Annotated in this window: 14 protein-coding genes; 11 read left to right on the top strand and 3 right to left on the bottom strand. The window is 35.2% G+C overall.

Annotation, left to right across the window (positions count from 1 at the left end):
- Window positions 1-10: 10 nt before the first annotated feature.
- Complete coding sequence (locus tag MTZ49_RS02365) at window positions 11-1,063, bottom strand: YeiH family protein (protein WP_264746805.1); 1,053 nt, start codon at window positions 1,061-1,063, stop codon at window positions 11-13.
- 106 nt (window positions 1,064-1,169) lie between these two features.
- Here MTZ49_RS02365 and MTZ49_RS02360 point away from each other — a divergent pair, with 106 nt between their 5' ends.
- From MTZ49_RS02360 to MTZ49_RS02330, 7 genes are all read left to right on the top strand, one after another.
- A complete protein-coding gene (locus tag MTZ49_RS02360) occupies window positions 1,170-2,054 on the top strand; it encodes a LysR family transcriptional regulator (protein ID WP_264746804.1) in 885 nt (294 codons plus the stop codon).
- Between the two features lie 121 nt (window positions 2,055-2,175).
- On the top strand, window positions 2,176-3,390 hold the full coding sequence (coaBC, locus tag MTZ49_RS02355) for a bifunctional phosphopantothenoylcysteine decarboxylase/phosphopantothenate--cysteine ligase CoaBC (protein WP_264746803.1): 1,215 nt from the start codon (window positions 2,176-2,178) through the stop codon (window positions 3,388-3,390).
- Window positions 3,390-3,845 (top strand): dUTP diphosphatase, encoded by a 456-nt coding sequence (gene dut / locus MTZ49_RS02350; protein ID WP_264746802.1) that lies wholly within the window; start codon window positions 3,390-3,392, stop codon window positions 3,843-3,845. The genes coaBC and dut overlap by 1 nt, the downstream gene beginning before the upstream one ends.
- A 280-nt stretch (window positions 3,846-4,125) precedes the next feature.
- The gene (locus MTZ49_RS02345; RefSeq protein WP_264746801.1) at window positions 4,126-5,109 is read left to right on the top strand and encodes an OmpA family protein; all 984 of its coding nucleotides are present in this window, start codon (window positions 4,126-4,128) and stop codon (window positions 5,107-5,109) included.
- A gap of 271 nt (window positions 5,110-5,380) precedes the next feature.
- Window positions 5,381-6,802 (top strand): TolC family outer membrane protein, encoded by a 1,422-nt coding sequence (locus MTZ49_RS02340; RefSeq protein ID WP_264746800.1) that lies wholly within the window; start codon window positions 5,381-5,383, stop codon window positions 6,800-6,802.
- Between the two features lie 47 nt (window positions 6,803-6,849).
- Entirely contained in the window at window positions 6,850-7,488 is a 639-nt protein-coding gene (locus MTZ49_RS02335; protein ID WP_264746799.1) for a hypothetical protein, read from the top strand.
- Between the two features lie 37 nt (window positions 7,489-7,525).
- Window positions 7,526-8,242, top strand: coding sequence for an alpha/beta hydrolase (locus tag MTZ49_RS02330; RefSeq protein WP_319804739.1), 717 nt, complete (start codon window positions 7,526-7,528; stop codon window positions 8,240-8,242).
- 35 nt (window positions 8,243-8,277) lie between these two features.
- Here the strand turns inward: MTZ49_RS02330 and zapE are convergent, their stop codons facing one another.
- Complete coding sequence (gene zapE, locus MTZ49_RS02325; RefSeq protein WP_264746798.1) at window positions 8,278-9,366, bottom strand: cell division protein ZapE; 1,089 nt, start codon at window positions 9,364-9,366, stop codon at window positions 8,278-8,280.
- Between the two features lie 181 nt (window positions 9,367-9,547).
- Here zapE and MTZ49_RS02320 point away from each other — a divergent pair, with 181 nt between their 5' ends.
- Genes MTZ49_RS02320 through MTZ49_RS02310 form a run of 3 tightly spaced genes read left to right on the top strand, consistent with a single transcriptional unit; the run spans window position 9,548 to window position 13,248 of the window.
- Window positions 9,548-10,759, top strand: coding sequence for a pyridoxal phosphate-dependent aminotransferase (locus MTZ49_RS02320; RefSeq protein ID WP_264746797.1), 1,212 nt, complete (start codon window positions 9,548-9,550; stop codon window positions 10,757-10,759).
- Window positions 10,760-10,811: 52 nt separating this feature from the next.
- Window positions 10,812-12,011 carry a hypothetical protein gene (locus tag MTZ49_RS02315; RefSeq protein ID WP_264746796.1) on the top strand — a complete coding sequence of 400 codons (1,200 nt, stop codon included), beginning with the start codon at window positions 10,812-10,814 and terminating at the stop codon, window positions 12,009-12,011.
- A 16-nt stretch (window positions 12,012-12,027) separates the two neighbouring features.
- On the top strand, window positions 12,028-13,248 hold the full coding sequence (locus MTZ49_RS02310; protein WP_264746795.1) for a hypothetical protein: 1,221 nt from the start codon (window positions 12,028-12,030) through the stop codon (window positions 13,246-13,248).
- Between the two features lie 37 nt (window positions 13,249-13,285).
- On the opposite strand, the gene gltX is transcribed toward MTZ49_RS02310, so the two are convergent.
- Window positions 13,286-14,770 carry a glutamate--tRNA ligase gene (gene gltX, locus MTZ49_RS02305; protein WP_264746794.1) on the bottom strand — a complete coding sequence of 495 codons (1,485 nt, stop codon included), beginning with the start codon at window positions 14,768-14,770 and terminating at the stop codon, window positions 13,286-13,288.
- A gap of 129 nt (window positions 14,771-14,899) precedes the next feature.
- Between gltX and radC the strand changes: the two genes are divergently transcribed.
- On the top strand, window positions 14,900-15,574 hold the full coding sequence (radC, locus tag MTZ49_RS02300) for a RadC family protein (protein WP_264746793.1): 675 nt from the start codon (window positions 14,900-14,902) through the stop codon (window positions 15,572-15,574).
- Window positions 15,575-15,578 lie beyond the last annotated feature (4 nt).

Below are 15,578 nucleotides of genomic sequence, written 5' to 3'. Positions count from 1 at the left end.
AGCCTTAAAATTAACCATTAATAAATAAGTGATGAATTCCTAAGTTAATGGTATAACCACCCACTATTAAAAATATAAATAAGCTTCCTGCTAATAATAGAGGCTTAATACCTGCCTGACGGATTGCCCCTAGATGTGTTCTTACACCTAATGCGGCCATTGCCATTGTTAAAAATAATGTATCTGCACTATTTATTAAGTCAAGTATTGAATTGGGAATAGTTACCAAAGAGTTAAACAGCGCTACAAGAATAAATAGAACAGCAAACCATGGAATATTAATTTTAGCTTTGCTGGTGTTATCACCCTTTTTAGCTAATGTAATAGAGAGCATCATTAAAAAAGGGGCTAGCAACATAACTCTTAACATTTTTTCAATAACTGCTGCAGAAGCAGCTGCTTCACTAATATTTTTCCCTGCAACAACAACTTGTGCTACTTCATGAATGGTAGATCCCGCAAAAACACCATAGGCTTGTTCTGATAATCCTAAATAAGGAAAAAGTAAAGGATAGAGAAACATAGCTATAGTGCCAAATACAACAACGGTTGCTACTGCTACTGCTACCTTATGAGCTTGTCCTTTAACAATTGGTTCTGCTGCCATCACAGCTGCTGCACCACAAATAGAACTACCGGCTCCAATAAGTATGGCTGTTTGTTTATCAAGTTTAAGCAGCTTTATTCCTATCAACATCGCTAACATAAAAGTACTTGCTAACATCACGGTGGCAATTAATACACCAGACCAACCAACAGAACTAAATTGTTGGAAGGTAATTCGAAAGCCATAACAAATAATGCCAAAACGTAATAGAGTATTTTTTGAAAAATCTACACCTGAAACTGTGTGAGTAGCAATATGGTTAAAAAATGTATTACCAATCACAATGCCTAATAAGATGGCTATAGTTAAGGCACTTAGGCCAGTAGTTTTTACCCAAGATAAAGAAGATAAGTATTGGCTAATACAGGCTATAGTAATAATAAGAATGAGACCTAACAAAAAACTACTATTCCCTATATTTTGGAAAATGGGTAGAGTTTTTCTCTGTTGTAACATCTTATGCTCCTAACTTTTAAAGTTATAAAACTATTTGACATAAGCTTATTACTAATAATAATATGGAATCAAATATATAAATTTCAAATAATCATGAATTTTAGTTATGAAATTGAATTTACACTTGGTTCGTATTTTTTATCAAATAGTTGAGAGTCAAAGCTTTACAAAAGCTGCGGAAAAGCTTTTTATTAGTCAATCGGCGGTGTCAAAAGCGATACGAGAATTAGAAACGCAATTAGGTTTATCGCTTATTGAGCGTAATATGGCAGGTGTTAAAAAAAACAGAACAATAAAATTAACAGAGGATGGTCGAATATTATTCGAGCATGCGCGTGCTATTTTTTCTTTAGAAAAAGTAGCTATAGATGATTTACAGGCGCGTATTGGTTTAAAACAAGGGAAATTGAGAGTTGGGGCTAGTACAACAGTAGCCAGTTATTGGTTAGCAAATTATGTAACAGCTTTTCACCAAAAATATCCAAATATTGAGTTAAATATAAAAGTAGGCAATACAGAGATGATGCGGCAGGCGTTAATCAATTGTGATATTGATTTAGCTATTGTAGAGGGAGAGGTTGATGATCAACGAATTCACAGAGAAGTTTGGCAACAAGAAGAGCTGAGTATAATTACTTCCCCTGATATGAATCTATCCTTAAAAGAACTAAGTAATCAATTGTGGTTAGTAAGAGAGCAAGGCTCAGGAACTTATAAAGTGACTGAAAATATGTTGCAAACATTAAACGTTAAACCAAAACAGCGGCTTATAATGGCAAGTAATGAAGGGATTGCTAGAATGGTAGCATGTGGTGCAGGTGTGGCAATATTACCTGCCTGTATTGTAGAGGATTTAATCACACTTAAAAAAGTTAAGGTTTTACAGCTTCCACAAGCTAAAAAATTGATAAGAGCTTTGTATTTAATAACACTTCAAGAAAGACCAATTTCAACTTTATTACAACGTTTTATTGAGGAACTTAAGAGATAAAATAAGAAAGTGCCCGTGACACAAATAAACACTAGATATTGAATTGCAGTATAATAAGCAGCAAATAATGGTTAATATGACTATTAGCAAACTGTGAAAACCTATAAATTGAGAGTGAGTAATGCAGCGATTACACAGTAAACGTATTATTTTGGGCGTGGGCGGTGGTATTGCTGCTTATAAAAGTGCAGAGTTAGTTCGTAAGCTAAAGGAATATGGTGCTGATGTTCGTGTCGTTATGACCAAAGCGGGGCAAGAGTTTATTACGCCCTTAACTTTGCAAGCATTATCTGGAAATGCTGTCCATACTGATTTATTAGACCCTCATGCTGAAGCAGCGATGGGGCATATTGAGTTAGCGCGTTGGGCTGACTTAGTGCTTATTGCTCCAGCTACTGCTGATTTATTAGCAAGAATTGCTGAGGGTAGGGCTGATGATTTATTAACTACTTTAATATTAGCAACAGATGCCAAAATTGCTTTAGCTCCTGCCATGAATCAAGCTATGTGGCGGGATGTGGCGACCCAGAATAATGTTGAAAAATTAATCGCAAGAGATATCTTACTGTTTGGTCCTGATACTGGCTCACAAGCATGTGGTGATGTGGGACCTGGTAGAATGTTAGAACCTTATCATTTGGCTGAATTAGTGGCCAATTGTTTTGAAACTAAATTATTAACAGGTAAAAAAGTAGTTATCACCGCAGGGCCTACTCAAGAAAATATAGACCCTGTGCGTTATATCACCAATCATAGTTCAGGCAAAATGGGCTTTGCTTTAGCAGATGCAGCAGCAGAGCAAGGAGCTGAAGTAATCTTGGTGAGTGGGCCAGTTAACCTAGCAACACCAGATAGGGTTGAGCGTATTGATGTGGTGAGTGCTAGGGATATGCTTACTGCCTGTGAGTCTATTTTACCTTGTGATATTTTTATTGCTGTAGCCGCGGTGGCCGACTTTAGACCACAAGTTGTTGCAGAGCAAAAACTAAAAAAACAACAATCTAATCAACATGGTGTGCTACTAGAGTTAATACGTAATCCTGATATTTTAGCCACAATAGCTAATAGAGAGGATAGACCTTTCTGTGTAGGTTTTGCAGCTGAAACAGAAAACTTATTAGAATATGCCTCAAAAAAATTAAAAGATAAAAATTTAAATTTAATTGTAGCCAATGATGTGGCTAACCCTACAATTGGTTTTAATAGTGATGATAATGTGATTACTGTGATTGATCGGGAGTTAAAAACTACCCGTTTTGATTTAACTAGCAAGTCAAAAATTGCCAGACAATTACTGGCTCTGATTACCGATTATTTTTTACAAGAGAAACGTTAATGTATAAGTTACAAACTAAAATTTTAGATAAACGATTAGGTGCAGATTTTCCTGTTCCTGCCTATGCAACTACTGGGTCTGCTGGTTTAGATCTACGAGCTATGTTACAAGAGGATTGTGTGCTTGAACCAGGCCACACAATTTTAATTCCAACAGGTCTGGCTATTCATATAGGCACATCAGAATTAGCAGCGATGATTTTACCTCGTTCAGGTTTAGGGCATAAACATGGCATTGTATTAGGCAATCTTGTAGGATTAATTGATTCAGATTATCAAGGTGAATTAATGGTTTCCTGTTGGAATCGTGGTAATACAGCATTTACTATTACTGTGGGAGAGCGTATTGCTCAATTGGTACTAGTTCCTGTTGTACAAGCAGCTTTTGAATTTGTGGATGAGTTTACTGAATCAGAACGTGGTATAGGCGGTTTTGGGCATTCAGGTCGCCATTAATTAAATAGTTTAGTTAATGGAGCGTTAGAAATGTTTTTTTACATTCTAAAATATCCTTAAAAAAACCATAAAAAAGCCAGCGAAAATGATCATAACTCCTATTTTTTAGCATTGTTTTCTTAGACTTAAGGCTAAGAAATGGGGGGGTTTCCTGAACGCTAGATGACAGAACCTATAGTTGAGGCTAGCCTAAATTTGAACTCTGTTAAAATCTACTCATCGAAATTTATGTCGGTTATATGTACTTTAATAATATTCCATATTTATTGGGGATTTAATAATGAAAATGAAAAATAGCTTAGCACTTGTTGCTGGTTCTTTAATCGCAGTAGTTTCTACTGGTGCCTTTGCTCAAGGTCAAGGTGCTGTAGAAGGTGAAGCATTTGTAAAACGTTACTTCACAGACAGCGCTCGTCACATGGATAATGGTCAGCTTTATGGTGGTAGCTTAGGTTACTTCTTAACTGATGACGTTTCTTTAGCATTATCTTATGGTGAATATCACGATATTCGTGGTGATAACGAATATGGTAATAAAAACATTAAAGGTTCATTAACTTCTTTAGACGCTTACTATCACTTTGCACAACCAGGTGATTGGGTTCGTCCATACATTTCTACTGGTGTTGCTCACCAATCTATCAGCAATGCTGATCGTTCTGGTCGTGACCGTGATACTATCCTTAACTTAGGTGTAGGTGCAAAATTATACTTCACTGATAATTTCTATGCGCGTGCAGGTGTTGATGGCATGTACGGTTTAGGTAATCACCAAGCTGAATACATGTTAACAGGTGCTGTTGGCTTTAATTTCGGTGGTGGTAAGAAAGTTGAACCAGCTCCAGAGCCAGTAGTAGTTGAGCCAACTCCAGAGCCAGAAATTGTACGTGTACAATTAGATGTTAAATTCGATTTCGATAAAGCAACTATCCGTGAAGGTAGCTACGACGACATCAAACAAGTAGCTGACTTTATGAAACAGTTCCCACAAACTACTACTGTAGTTGAAGGTCATACTGACTCTGTTGGTGCAGAAGCTTATAACCAAAAACTTTCAGAAGAACGTGCTAATGCTGTTCGTAATGCTTTAGTTGATACTTATGGTGTTGAAGGTAGCCGTGTACAAGCAGTTGGTTATGGTGAAGACAAGCCTATTGCTGATAACGCTTCTAAAGAAGGTCGTGCTATGAACCGTCGCGTTGACGCTACTGTAGAAGCACAAGTTATTCCTCCTCAAGAAACTGCTACTGAACAAGCTCAGTAATTAGTTACTCACTAGAGTAGGTTAAACTATAAAGAATGCCCTGAATTATCAGGGCATTTTTTTATCTTCTTGAAAGAAAAAATGAATTAAATGGAGTTTTAAGTTTCTATACAAACAGTTTAATATTAATAAATCAGTAATAAGAAAAATTCAGTTTTAGACGTTGTGATAATTATTTTTATACACTTTGCTGAATATATTAAACTACGGTCTTTTAAATAGAATCAGACAAGTACTAATTTAAAATTAATTATTATTTGAGATATAGGATATGAAACTATTGCATCGAAGTTTGATTATTTTGTGTATAGCATTGATAACAACCTATGCTAATGCAGAAAATAACAGCGCACGTGTTTCATTGAGAAAGACAGGTTTGGTTAGGATTTATTATGATGCAGTAAATAACAACTCTGACTTGGCAGCAGCCAAAGCACAATATAAAGCAAAACAAGAAGTGGTTCCTCAGGCTCGAGCAGGACTATTGCCACAAATTAATGCTAATGCTAATTATGAAAACACAAGAACAGTATTGGATAAACCTGCAACCACAATAAAACGTAACTCACATGTTTATGGGGTAAATTTAACTCAACCTATTTTTCGTGTGGATCGATGGTTTCAATTACAGGCTGCACATGCTACTAATGAGCAGGCTTATTTTGATTTTGCAGTGACACAGCAACAATTAATTTTACAAACAGCACAAGTCTACTTTAATGTTTTGCAAGCACAAGATGACTTGGCAGCCACTAAAGCAGAAGAAAATGCATATAAACGTCAAGCAGATGAAGCTAGTGCACGTTTTGATTTAGGGTTGGCGGATAAAACAGATTATTTACAAGCAAAAGCTGCTTACGACATGTCACGTGCTAAAAGAATTGTGTCAGAAAAAAATGTTGAAGATGCTTTTCAAGCATTAACAACATTAACTAATCGTCATTATGAAGCCGTTGAAGGTATCCGTCATAATTTACCTATTAATCCTCCTATCCCTAATAATGCAACAGCGTGGGTTGATAAAGCAGTTGAACAAAATCTGAGTTTGAGAGCAGGGTTTTATGGTGTGACTGCTGCTGAAGAAACATTAAGACAGCGTAAAGCAGGTCATGCTCCTACAGTTGATTTTGTGGCTTCGTATCAACGAGGGGATAATGATGCTTTTAATTTTAATAATTCAGCTACTAGCCTAGCTCATTATGGTTCAGATGTTGAACAAACAAGTGTTGGTGTGCAGTTACAAGTTCCCCTTTATTCTGGAGGGATGACTTCGTCGCAGGTGAGAGAAGCGCGTTCAACATTGATGATGTCTGAGCATAGTCAAGAAAGTTTACGACGTAAAGTTGTGCAGAATACCCGTAATTATCATCGAGCAGTTAATACAGATATTGAGCAAATTCAGGCATTACGGCAGACTATAATTTCTAGCCAAAGTGCTGTGGAAGCTACCCAGATAGGATTCCAATCTGGCACACGTAATATTGTTGATATATTAGATGCACAGCGACAACTATATGATGCAGTACGTAATTATAATAATGCACGTTATGCCTATATTATTGATATATTGAGTTTAAAAGAAATGGTGGGTACTTTAAGCCCATTAGATTTGCAGGAGTTAGAGGCTTATTTAAATCCTAACTATGAGCCAAATAAAGATTTTTTACCGCCAGAACTATTAAGAAATAATTAAGTGTTCTTTGTTATAAAAAAAGAAGTTTACAGAGGGAATATATAAGTATGCTTCCATTTTATAAGCGTTTAAGCTCTTGGTTAACAAAAGGATTAATAGTTTTTATCTGTTTGTTGAGTTTGCCCTTTGTGGGACAGAAAATTGCTAGTATTGTGGGTAGAAAGTTAGACTGGTATAGATTAATTGACTATGCTTATTATAATTCGGGTCCATTTGTTTTTATTTTTAATTTCTGGGATATTATTATTGGTTGGTTATTAATAATATTTATTGTCAGAATAGTGGGAAGTAATCAAAAAGTATATCAGCATTCAAAATATGAATATAAATTAAATTATAAATTGGCATCTAATATATTAGATATTGTTGATATAACTTTATGTATGGGGATTACAGTATTTGTATGTTTTTTTGCTACACCTATTATAGGTACTTTTGTAGCTTATGGAGTGGCTAGTAGTTTGGGATGTGATCTAAGTGGGATCGGTGGTACTGTCAGTTGTAGGGTTCCAGGGCTGGCAGGAGATATTGCTAGAAGGCTTATTTATTACAGAATACCTTTTATTGGGATCTTTTTAACGCCATTTTCATTTGTTTTAGCATTTTGGGATATTGTATTGGTTTGGGTTGGTATGATATTTGGTATAAAAACCTTAAACAAGAGTTTATCAAAAGATAAAGAATAGATTTGTAGTGATGGATATTTAGTATTTGAAATATATTATGAATATGAATAAAAAAGAATTACCAAGTTTACTATTGTTACCAGGCCTATTATGCAATGAAAGATTATGGCAAAATCAGGTTAATAATTTAGTGGATATCTGCCAGCCGTTTGTGGCTGACTTTTCTCAAGATGACTCCATTGAGGCAATGGCAAGGAGGGTGTTAGATAGAGCACCAGAGCAGTTCTTTTTGGCCGGTTTGTCAATGGGTGGCTATGTGGCTTTTGAAATTATGCGGCAAGCACCAGAGCGCGTTACTCGTTTAGCATTGTTTGATACGATGGCTCGTTTAGATGAGCCTGAAAGAGCGGCAACTCGTAAGGGGCTACTTCGTCTTGCTGAGGAAGGACGATTTATCGGGGTGACTCCTCGATTACTACCCAACCTTATCCATAAAGATAAACTAAATACGCCTGTTGCTGATGAGGTAATGAAAATGGCTGCTGAATTGGGTAAAGAGGTCTTTTTAAAACAGCAGACAGCTATTCTAAATCGTTCTGATTCTATTCCTACCCTAAGTAAAATAAAGCAACCAACGATAATTGTTGTTGGTGAGGATGATAAGTTAACGCCTCCAGAGGAATCAGTGAATATGGCAAAAGCCATACCAAATGCACAGTTACATAGGATTCCTAAATGTGGACATTTGCCACCGTTAGAGTATCCACAATTAACGACAGAGTTATTAAGAGATTGGATTTTACAAGAAGCGTAGTGGCGATAATTCGCCACTCGCAGTAGTATGTAATGTTAGTTTTTATGTGGTCTAGTTAAGAATTCATGAGATTGCATTTCTAACAAACGACTCAGTGTACGTTGGAAAGCAAACTCAGAACGAATACCTACATAAAGATCCTTTAAAGGTACTTCGGCAGATAAAATAAGTTTAACATTGCGATCATAAAATTCGTCTACTAAATAGATAAAGCGAGTGGCTATATCTTCTTTATTAGTATCTAATTGCTCAACATTAGAAATAAGTACTGCTTTGTAAGCTTTAGCAATATCTATATAGTCGTTTTGGCTACGGGGGCCATCACAGATATCTCTAAACTCAAACCAAACCGCTGTGCTGCAAGCCTTTTTGGCATGAATTAAGCGGTTTTCAATAGTTAGATCAATATTTTCTTTAGCATCTGCTGGATCAAGAATTAAATTAGCAAAGGTATGTTCTAATTGTTTCTCTGCTTCAGCATCATTTGGGCAATAATAAAGATTAGCTTTCTCTAATACACGTAACCGATAGTCTATGCCACTATCAACATTAATTACTTCAGTATTTTCTTTTAATAGTGCTATAGCAGGTAAGAAGCGAGCACGCTGTAAACCATCTTTATAGAGACCATCTGGAATGATATTTGAAGTAGCTACCAGTGAAACACCACGCTTAAAAATTTCTTCAAATAATGTACCTAGTATCATTGCATCTGCAATATCTGATACGAAAAACTCATCAAAACAGATAACGCGGGTCTCTTTTGATATCCGTTCTGCAATTAGTGTAAGCGGATTTTTATGTCCTTTTAGTTGTGTTAAATCTTCATGTACACGTTTCATAAAGCGATGAAAGTGGGTACGCATTTTTTCTGGAAAAGGTAAGGTATCATAGAAAATATCCATTAAATAGGTTTTTCCACGCCCTACGCCACCCCAAAAATAAAGCCCTTTAATAGGCTTGCGCTTATGGAAGAGTTTGCTAACTAGGCTGGTACTTTTGTTGTGTGCTGCAACTAAATCATCAAAAAGTCTTTGTAAATGGTTTACTGCATTTTCTTGAGCTGAGTCTTTAGCAAAGTCAGGACGCTTTAAATCAGCTTGGTAACGTTCAAGAGGAGTCATAACTTCTTATACTAATTAAATGGTGGTCATTAAAAAGGAAAACATAAATTATACGCTATAAACAAGGAAAAAAGTAAAGAATACTTTTCTATTGTGTTATCTAGTCGTATGATATAACGGTTTTCTACTATAAAAAGGTAGAGTTAATTTTAATATTAAATGTTATCTAAGAGATAATCCAATGAGCTTTGAAAAATCCAACAAACTGGCTAATGTTTGCTATGACATTCGTGGACCAGTTTTAGATCACGCTAAACGCCTAGAAGAAGAAGGTCAACGTATTTTAAAATTAAATATCGGTAACCCTGCCCCTTTTGGCTTTGAAGCACCTGCCGAAATGCTGCAAGATATGATCAAAAATCTTCCAGCGGCCCAAGGTTATTGTGATTCTAAAGGATTATTCAGCGCTCGTAAGGCGGTAATGCAATATTATCAACAAAATCTAGTAGAAGGTGTGAGTGTTGATGATATCTATATAGGTAATGGGGTTTCTGAACTAATTGTGATGTCTTTGCAGGCATTGTTAAATAATGGTGATGAAGTGCTGATTCCTGCACCTGATTATCCATTGTGGACAGCAGCAACTACATTGGCTGGTGGTAGAGCGGTTCATTACCTATGTGATGAGCAAGCGAATTGGTTTCCTGATATTAATGATATTAAATCAAAAATTACTGAAAACACTAAAGCGATTTTATTAATTAACCCTAATAATCCAACAGGTGCTGTTTACTCTAAGGAGTTATTATTAGATATCATTGAAGTTGCTCGCCAACATAATCTAATTATTTTCTCTGATGAGATTTACGATAAGATTCTTTATGATGATGCTCAGCACACTATTATTGCTTCTTTAGCTTCAGATGTGGTTTTTGTTACTTTTGGTGGTTTGTCAAAAGTTTATCGAAGTGCAGGTTTTAGGTCAGGTTGGTTGGTGATTTCAGGGGCAAAGCATTTAGCAAAAGGCTATATTGAGGGCATAGATATGCTGTCGAATATGCGTTTATGTGCTAATGTGCCAGCACAAGGAGCAATTCAAACGGCATTAGGCGGTTATCAGACGATTAATGATCTAGTAAAACCCGGTGGACGTTTATACGAACAACGTAATAAAACATGGGAAATGTTAAATGCTATTCCAGGAGTTAGCTGTGTCAAACCTATGGGTGCGCTTTATGCTTTTCCTAAATTAGACCCTAAAGTTTATCCAATTCGTAATGATGAAAAATTTGTATTAGATTTATTATTACAAGAGAAAATTTTAGTTGTGCAAGGTACAGCATTTAATTGGATACATCCAGACCATTTTAGAATTGTGACATTACCTAGAGTGGATGATTTAGAATATGCTATTAAACGCATAGAAATTTTCTTAAAAAGTTATAAACAGTAAGATGTGTATTATAAAGCGACCAAAGGGTCGCTTTATTTATTAATGGGATATTATGAAGAAAACAATATTATTAATACTATTAATAGTATTTTGCTTACCTTCTGTGGCTTCAACGGAAGGTTATCCTGTTGTCTATCGTATTAGTAATTACTATGATACTTCACTAAAAGTAAAAGTTGATGTAGTAACTAAGCATTTAGGGACTTTTATATTAACAAACTCTAAAACATCACTTTCAAAAGTACCTCAACCCAGAAAGCAAGTCTATTGTGCCGATAATAATAGTTTAGTGGAATATAATAGAGCACAGCGTTGTAGTTTAATATATTGGTTTATAGATCTTAAGCGTCAACCTATGGAAGGAATTAATGGTGCAGGACAAGATGATTATTATTTGAATAATGGTCAATGGTTAATTACAGAAGCTTATAACTTTCCACGTTTTCATAATATTTCCAAAACATTAGTATGTGTTAACGATAAAACGTGTCAGCCTATACCTGCTGATGGGTTACCTTTATTTTTTATTTGGGGCAAGCAACCTACAACTGTAAAATTACCTTCTTTAACTGTTAATCTTTTTACAGATAGACAAGGGGATACTTTATTAGATAAACAAAAGTTAGTGAAATGGTTAGAACCTAGGTATGAGTATATTGCTAAAGTATTTCATACTGATAATGATTATCCAATTAATATTATTTGGTTGGCTCGGAATGCTAATGCGAAAGTTTCTGGTGGATTAGCAGGCTATCATTCATTTTTAGCAAATTATTATGTTGAGAATAACCAGCTTGTAAAAAATACAGAAACTATATTATTACATACCTCTTTGCATGAGTATGTGCATGTGGCTTCCCGTTATCGATATGCTACTTGGATTGAGGAGAGTATTGCGGAATATTATGCGAATAAGGCTGTAACATTAGGAGAGTTTAATACTAATTCGTTAGAGCGTTGGCAAAAAATTGCTTCAGCACATCCTTCTTTCTCCACAGGTTTATATGAGGCAAATCAAAAATTGTTAAAAGGTGCTGTTAGTTATTATAGTGTTTTGTATATAAAAGGATCTGCATTCTGGAGTGAAATAGACCAGCACCTATTACAACATAATACTTCTTTAGATGAATTTATTCCTTACTTGGCTGGAACAAACGATAATATAGAGTTACCTAAAGTGTTTATTGATAAAGTAGAACCTATTATAGGTAAAGATATCTTTGATCAATTAGTACAACACTATCTACGTTAGTTTAGATTAAATATTTATGAGAAATAGGATTTTTTTAATAATAATAGGTTTAGTTATTTGTTTAATTTCTCAGGCAGAAGACTATCAAATTATTTACCAGTTAAAAAAAGAGTTTTACCCATCTTTAAGAGTTAGAGTCGAAGTAAATACAAAGCCATTAAATAATTTTATATTAGAAGAATCAAGATATTATTATGGAGATAAACGGCCTGCAAGAGATGTATATTGTGCAAATGACAATACTAAGATTAGTTATGGTCAACCAGCTAATTGTGAGTTAATTTATTGGGTTATAGATGTTAAAAGGCAGTCTGTTACAGGGGTTGGTGCTAGGTCTTTAGAAGATTATTATTTAAATAATGGGCAGTGGACTCTTTCTGAGAGTAAAAACTTTCCAAGAATTATCGGGGCTGCAAAGGAGTTAGTCTGTGTAGATGAACATGGTTGTAAACCATTGCCCTCAAAAGAAGAGCCCTTTTTATTTTGGGTTTGGGGGCGAGCACCTACTCAAGTCACTGTAGCTAATAAACAGTTTGAGATATTTTCGGATAAAAGTGCTGAAGCTATTAATAAACGAATGTTAATGGTTAAGGTTGAAGCTAATCTTAGATATTTAAATAAAGTTTTTACCTCACAATTGGGTAATTATATTAAAAAACCTATATCTATAGTGATGTTAGAACGAAATGATAGAATCATGGAAGATGCAGGTGGTGTTGCCCAAGATCATGTGGCATTAATTAATTACTATACTTATGGCTATCAACTTGCTGAGGATTGGGAAGTTCGTTTTCATAAAACAATGCTACATGAATATGTGCATTTATTAGTTCCATGTGAGTCATTTTCAAGGTGGGCATGTGAGAGTCTAGCAGATTATTATGCTTATAAAGCTTTAACTGTAGGTAGACTAAATACAACTACTTTAGATCGTTGGTTTAGGCTGGAAATAAACAATCCTAAGAATGCATTAGGTATGTATCAAATAGATAAAAAATTCTGGCAAACAGGAAGTTGGAATTACTATAGCTTATTTTATGTAAAGGGAGCCGCTTTTTGGAATGAGTTAGACAGCATGTTGCATAAGAAATATCATAATTTAGATAGTTATTTGCACTTATTGGTGATAGAACCCAATAAATATCAATCAAATTTACCCCAACCTTTTGTTAATAAAATAATAGAAATCATTGGTGAGCAAGAGTATAAAAAACTATCAGCGAAGTATTTAGAGTAATAATTAAAAAGGGGCTATAAAGCCCCTTAAATAAAATTTAACCTGCAATAGAGGGTAATAGTTTTTCCCATGCTTTAACTTCTTTCTTGGATGCTCCACCCAAAGCTTCAAGTGCTTGACGAAAGCGGTAGCGAGATAGGTCTGGGCCTAAAATTTCCATTGCATCAAGTACCGGCAGTGAACTAGTTTTACCAGTGATAGCCACAAATACCATAGGCATAATATCTCTGAATTTAACTTCAAAGAAGTCGGCAATACCTTGTACACATAGCGTAATTTGATCTTTTTCCCAATGCCTTAAAGCTTCTAATTTCCACAAAAGTAGTTGCATTGCTTGGCGAACTTGTTCAGGAGAAAGCTTTTTATTTTCAAAAAGAGTAGTGTCTATAGGAACTCCTCCCATAAATAAAAAGTCAGCTAAAGGAACAATTTCGCTAAATGTTTCAACTCTATCTTGTAATAGAGGGATAATTTTAGTGAAGTAGTCTTTATTAAATCCCCAAGTTTGAACTTTGCTAGCAAATTCTTCAACAGATAGATCACGAATCCATTGTCCATTTAACCAAGAAAGTTTTTCGATATCAAAAATAGGACCACCTAATGAAACGCGCTTGATATCAAAACTTTCAATCATTTCAGTTAAAGTAAATTTTTCACGTTCATCAGGCATAGACCAGCCCATACGACCTAAATAATTCAACATGGCTTCTGGTAGAAAACCCATACGCTCATAGAAATTAATAGAGGTAGGATTTTTACGTTTTGATAACTTACTTTTATCTGGATTACGTAATAATGGCATATAGCAAAGTTCAGGTTGCTCCCAGCCAAAATACTCATAAAGCTTAATTAGTTTTGGTGCAGAAGGTAACCATTCTTCACCACGTAGCACGTGAGTAATGCCCATTAAATGATCATCTACTACATTAGCTAAGAAATAAGTAGGTAAACCATCTGTTTTCATCAATACTTGCATATCCATACGATCCCATGGTATCTCTACTTCACCACGGAGCATGTCGTTAACTACACATATTCCATCGCTAGGAACTTTCATACGAATAACATTTGGCTCATTAGCAGACAAGCGGTTGTTTACCTCATCTGAGCTGAGGTGCATACAATGACCATCATAGCGAGGTGTTTCTTTATTTGCCATTTGCTCATTACGAACTTGTTCTAAACGTTCGGCAGTACAAAAACAATGAAAAGCATGACCTTTTTCTACAAGTTCAGTTGCATACTTTTTATAAATATCTCCACGTTCACTTTGTCTATATGGGCCGTATGGGCCTCCAATATCTGGGCCTTCATTCCATTCGATACCTAACCAACGTAATGCATCAAAAATTTGTTGTTCAGATTCACGAGTTGAGCGTACTTGATCAGTATCTTCAATACGTAAAATGAACTCCCCGCCATGTTGACGAGCAAAACAAAGATTAAAAAGAGCAATATAAGCGGTGCCTACATGAGGATCACCTGTTGGAGATGGTGCAATACGTGTACGAACAGTAGTCATAGGACTCTCAAATAAGGAAAAGTAATGTTAATAAATTTATTAATGTAAAATTAGCGTAAATAAGGATTATTATCCAATTAAAATATTTTACTATAACCATTACAACAAAAACACCGTAAGGACATAAAGATGAGTATTAAAAATTGGCCAGCAACAGAAAGACCTAGAGAAAAACTACTAGCACAAGGTGCTAGTTATTTAACAGATGCAGAGCTGCTAGCTATATTTTTAAGAACAGGAGTGACAGGGAAAAGTGCTGTAGATTTGGCGAGGCAACTGCTTTCAGAGTTTGGTAGCTTGCGTGCATTATTGGAAGCAGATTTAAAATCCTTTAGTTCTCACCTTGGTTTAGGTGTAGCGAAATTTACTCAACTACAAGCTGTTATTGAAATGGGTAAACGTCACCTAGCAGAAAAGCTACAAAAGGGTACGGTAATGGACAACCCTCAAGTGGTTAGGGATTTTTTATGTGCACAATTACGCGATGAACCTCATGAGGTGTTTGGTTGTTTATTTTTGGATAGTAAATATCGAGTAATAGCCTATGAAAATCTATTTTATGGCAGCATCAATGAGTCAACTGTTTATCCTAGACAGATAATTAAAAGGTGTCTGCATTTTAATGCTGCCGCTGTTATCTTTACTCATAACCATCCATCAGGCATTACTGAACCAAGTAATAATGACAAACTGTTAACTAAAGAATTAATAAATGCTTTATCTTATGTAGATATTAAAGTATTAGATCACTTAATTATTGGTGAGGGAGAACCTTTTTCCATGGCTGAATGGGGGATGATTTAAAAAA

Source organism: Entomomonas sp. E2T0 (genome assembly GCF_025985425.1).
In the GTDB taxonomy this organism is placed as follows: Bacteria; Pseudomonadota; Gammaproteobacteria; order Pseudomonadales; family Pseudomonadaceae; genus Entomomonas.
The sequence above is the reverse complement of the archived record's forward strand: the minus strand, read 5'-3'. Positions and strand labels throughout refer to the sequence as shown.

What these genes read in the sequence shown, in the direction of transcription:
- MTZ49_RS02340 (WP_264746800.1), top strand. Translation starts at nt 5,381, where the DNA reads ATGAAACTATTGCATCGAAGTTTGATTATTTTGTGTATAGCATTGATA.
- MTZ49_RS02365 (WP_264746805.1), bottom strand. Translation starts at nt 1,063, where the DNA reads ATGTTACAACAGAGAAAAACTCTACCCATTTTCCAAAATATAGGGAAT.
- gltX (WP_264746794.1), bottom strand. Translation starts at nt 14,770, where the DNA reads ATGACTACTGTTCGTACACGTATTGCACCATCTCCAACAGGTGATCCT.
- MTZ49_RS02360 (WP_264746804.1), top strand. Translation starts at nt 1,170, where the DNA reads ATGAAATTGAATTTACACTTGGTTCGTATTTTTTATCAAATAGTTGAG.
- radC (WP_264746793.1), top strand. Translation starts at nt 14,900, where the DNA reads ATGAGTATTAAAAATTGGCCAGCAACAGAAAGACCTAGAGAAAAACTA.
- MTZ49_RS02310 (WP_264746795.1), top strand. Translation starts at nt 12,028, where the DNA reads ATGAGAAATAGGATTTTTTTAATAATAATAGGTTTAGTTATTTGTTTA.
- MTZ49_RS02315 (WP_264746796.1), top strand. Translation starts at nt 10,812, where the DNA reads ATGAAGAAAACAATATTATTAATACTATTAATAGTATTTTGCTTACCT.
- dut (WP_264746802.1), top strand. Translation starts at nt 3,390, where the DNA reads ATGTATAAGTTACAAACTAAAATTTTAGATAAACGATTAGGTGCAGAT.
- MTZ49_RS02345 (WP_264746801.1), top strand. Translation starts at nt 4,126, where the DNA reads ATGAAAATGAAAAATAGCTTAGCACTTGTTGCTGGTTCTTTAATCGCA.
- coaBC (WP_264746803.1), top strand. Translation starts at nt 2,176, where the DNA reads ATGCAGCGATTACACAGTAAACGTATTATTTTGGGCGTGGGCGGTGGT.
- MTZ49_RS02330 (WP_319804739.1), top strand. Translation starts at nt 7,526, where the DNA reads ATGAATATGAATAAAAAAGAATTACCAAGTTTACTATTGTTACCAGGC.
- MTZ49_RS02320 (WP_264746797.1), top strand. Translation starts at nt 9,548, where the DNA reads ATGAGCTTTGAAAAATCCAACAAACTGGCTAATGTTTGCTATGACATT.
- MTZ49_RS02335 (WP_264746799.1), top strand. Translation starts at nt 6,850, where the DNA reads ATGCTTCCATTTTATAAGCGTTTAAGCTCTTGGTTAACAAAAGGATTA.
- zapE (WP_264746798.1), bottom strand. Translation starts at nt 9,366, where the DNA reads ATGACTCCTCTTGAACGTTACCAAGCTGATTTAAAGCGTCCTGACTTT.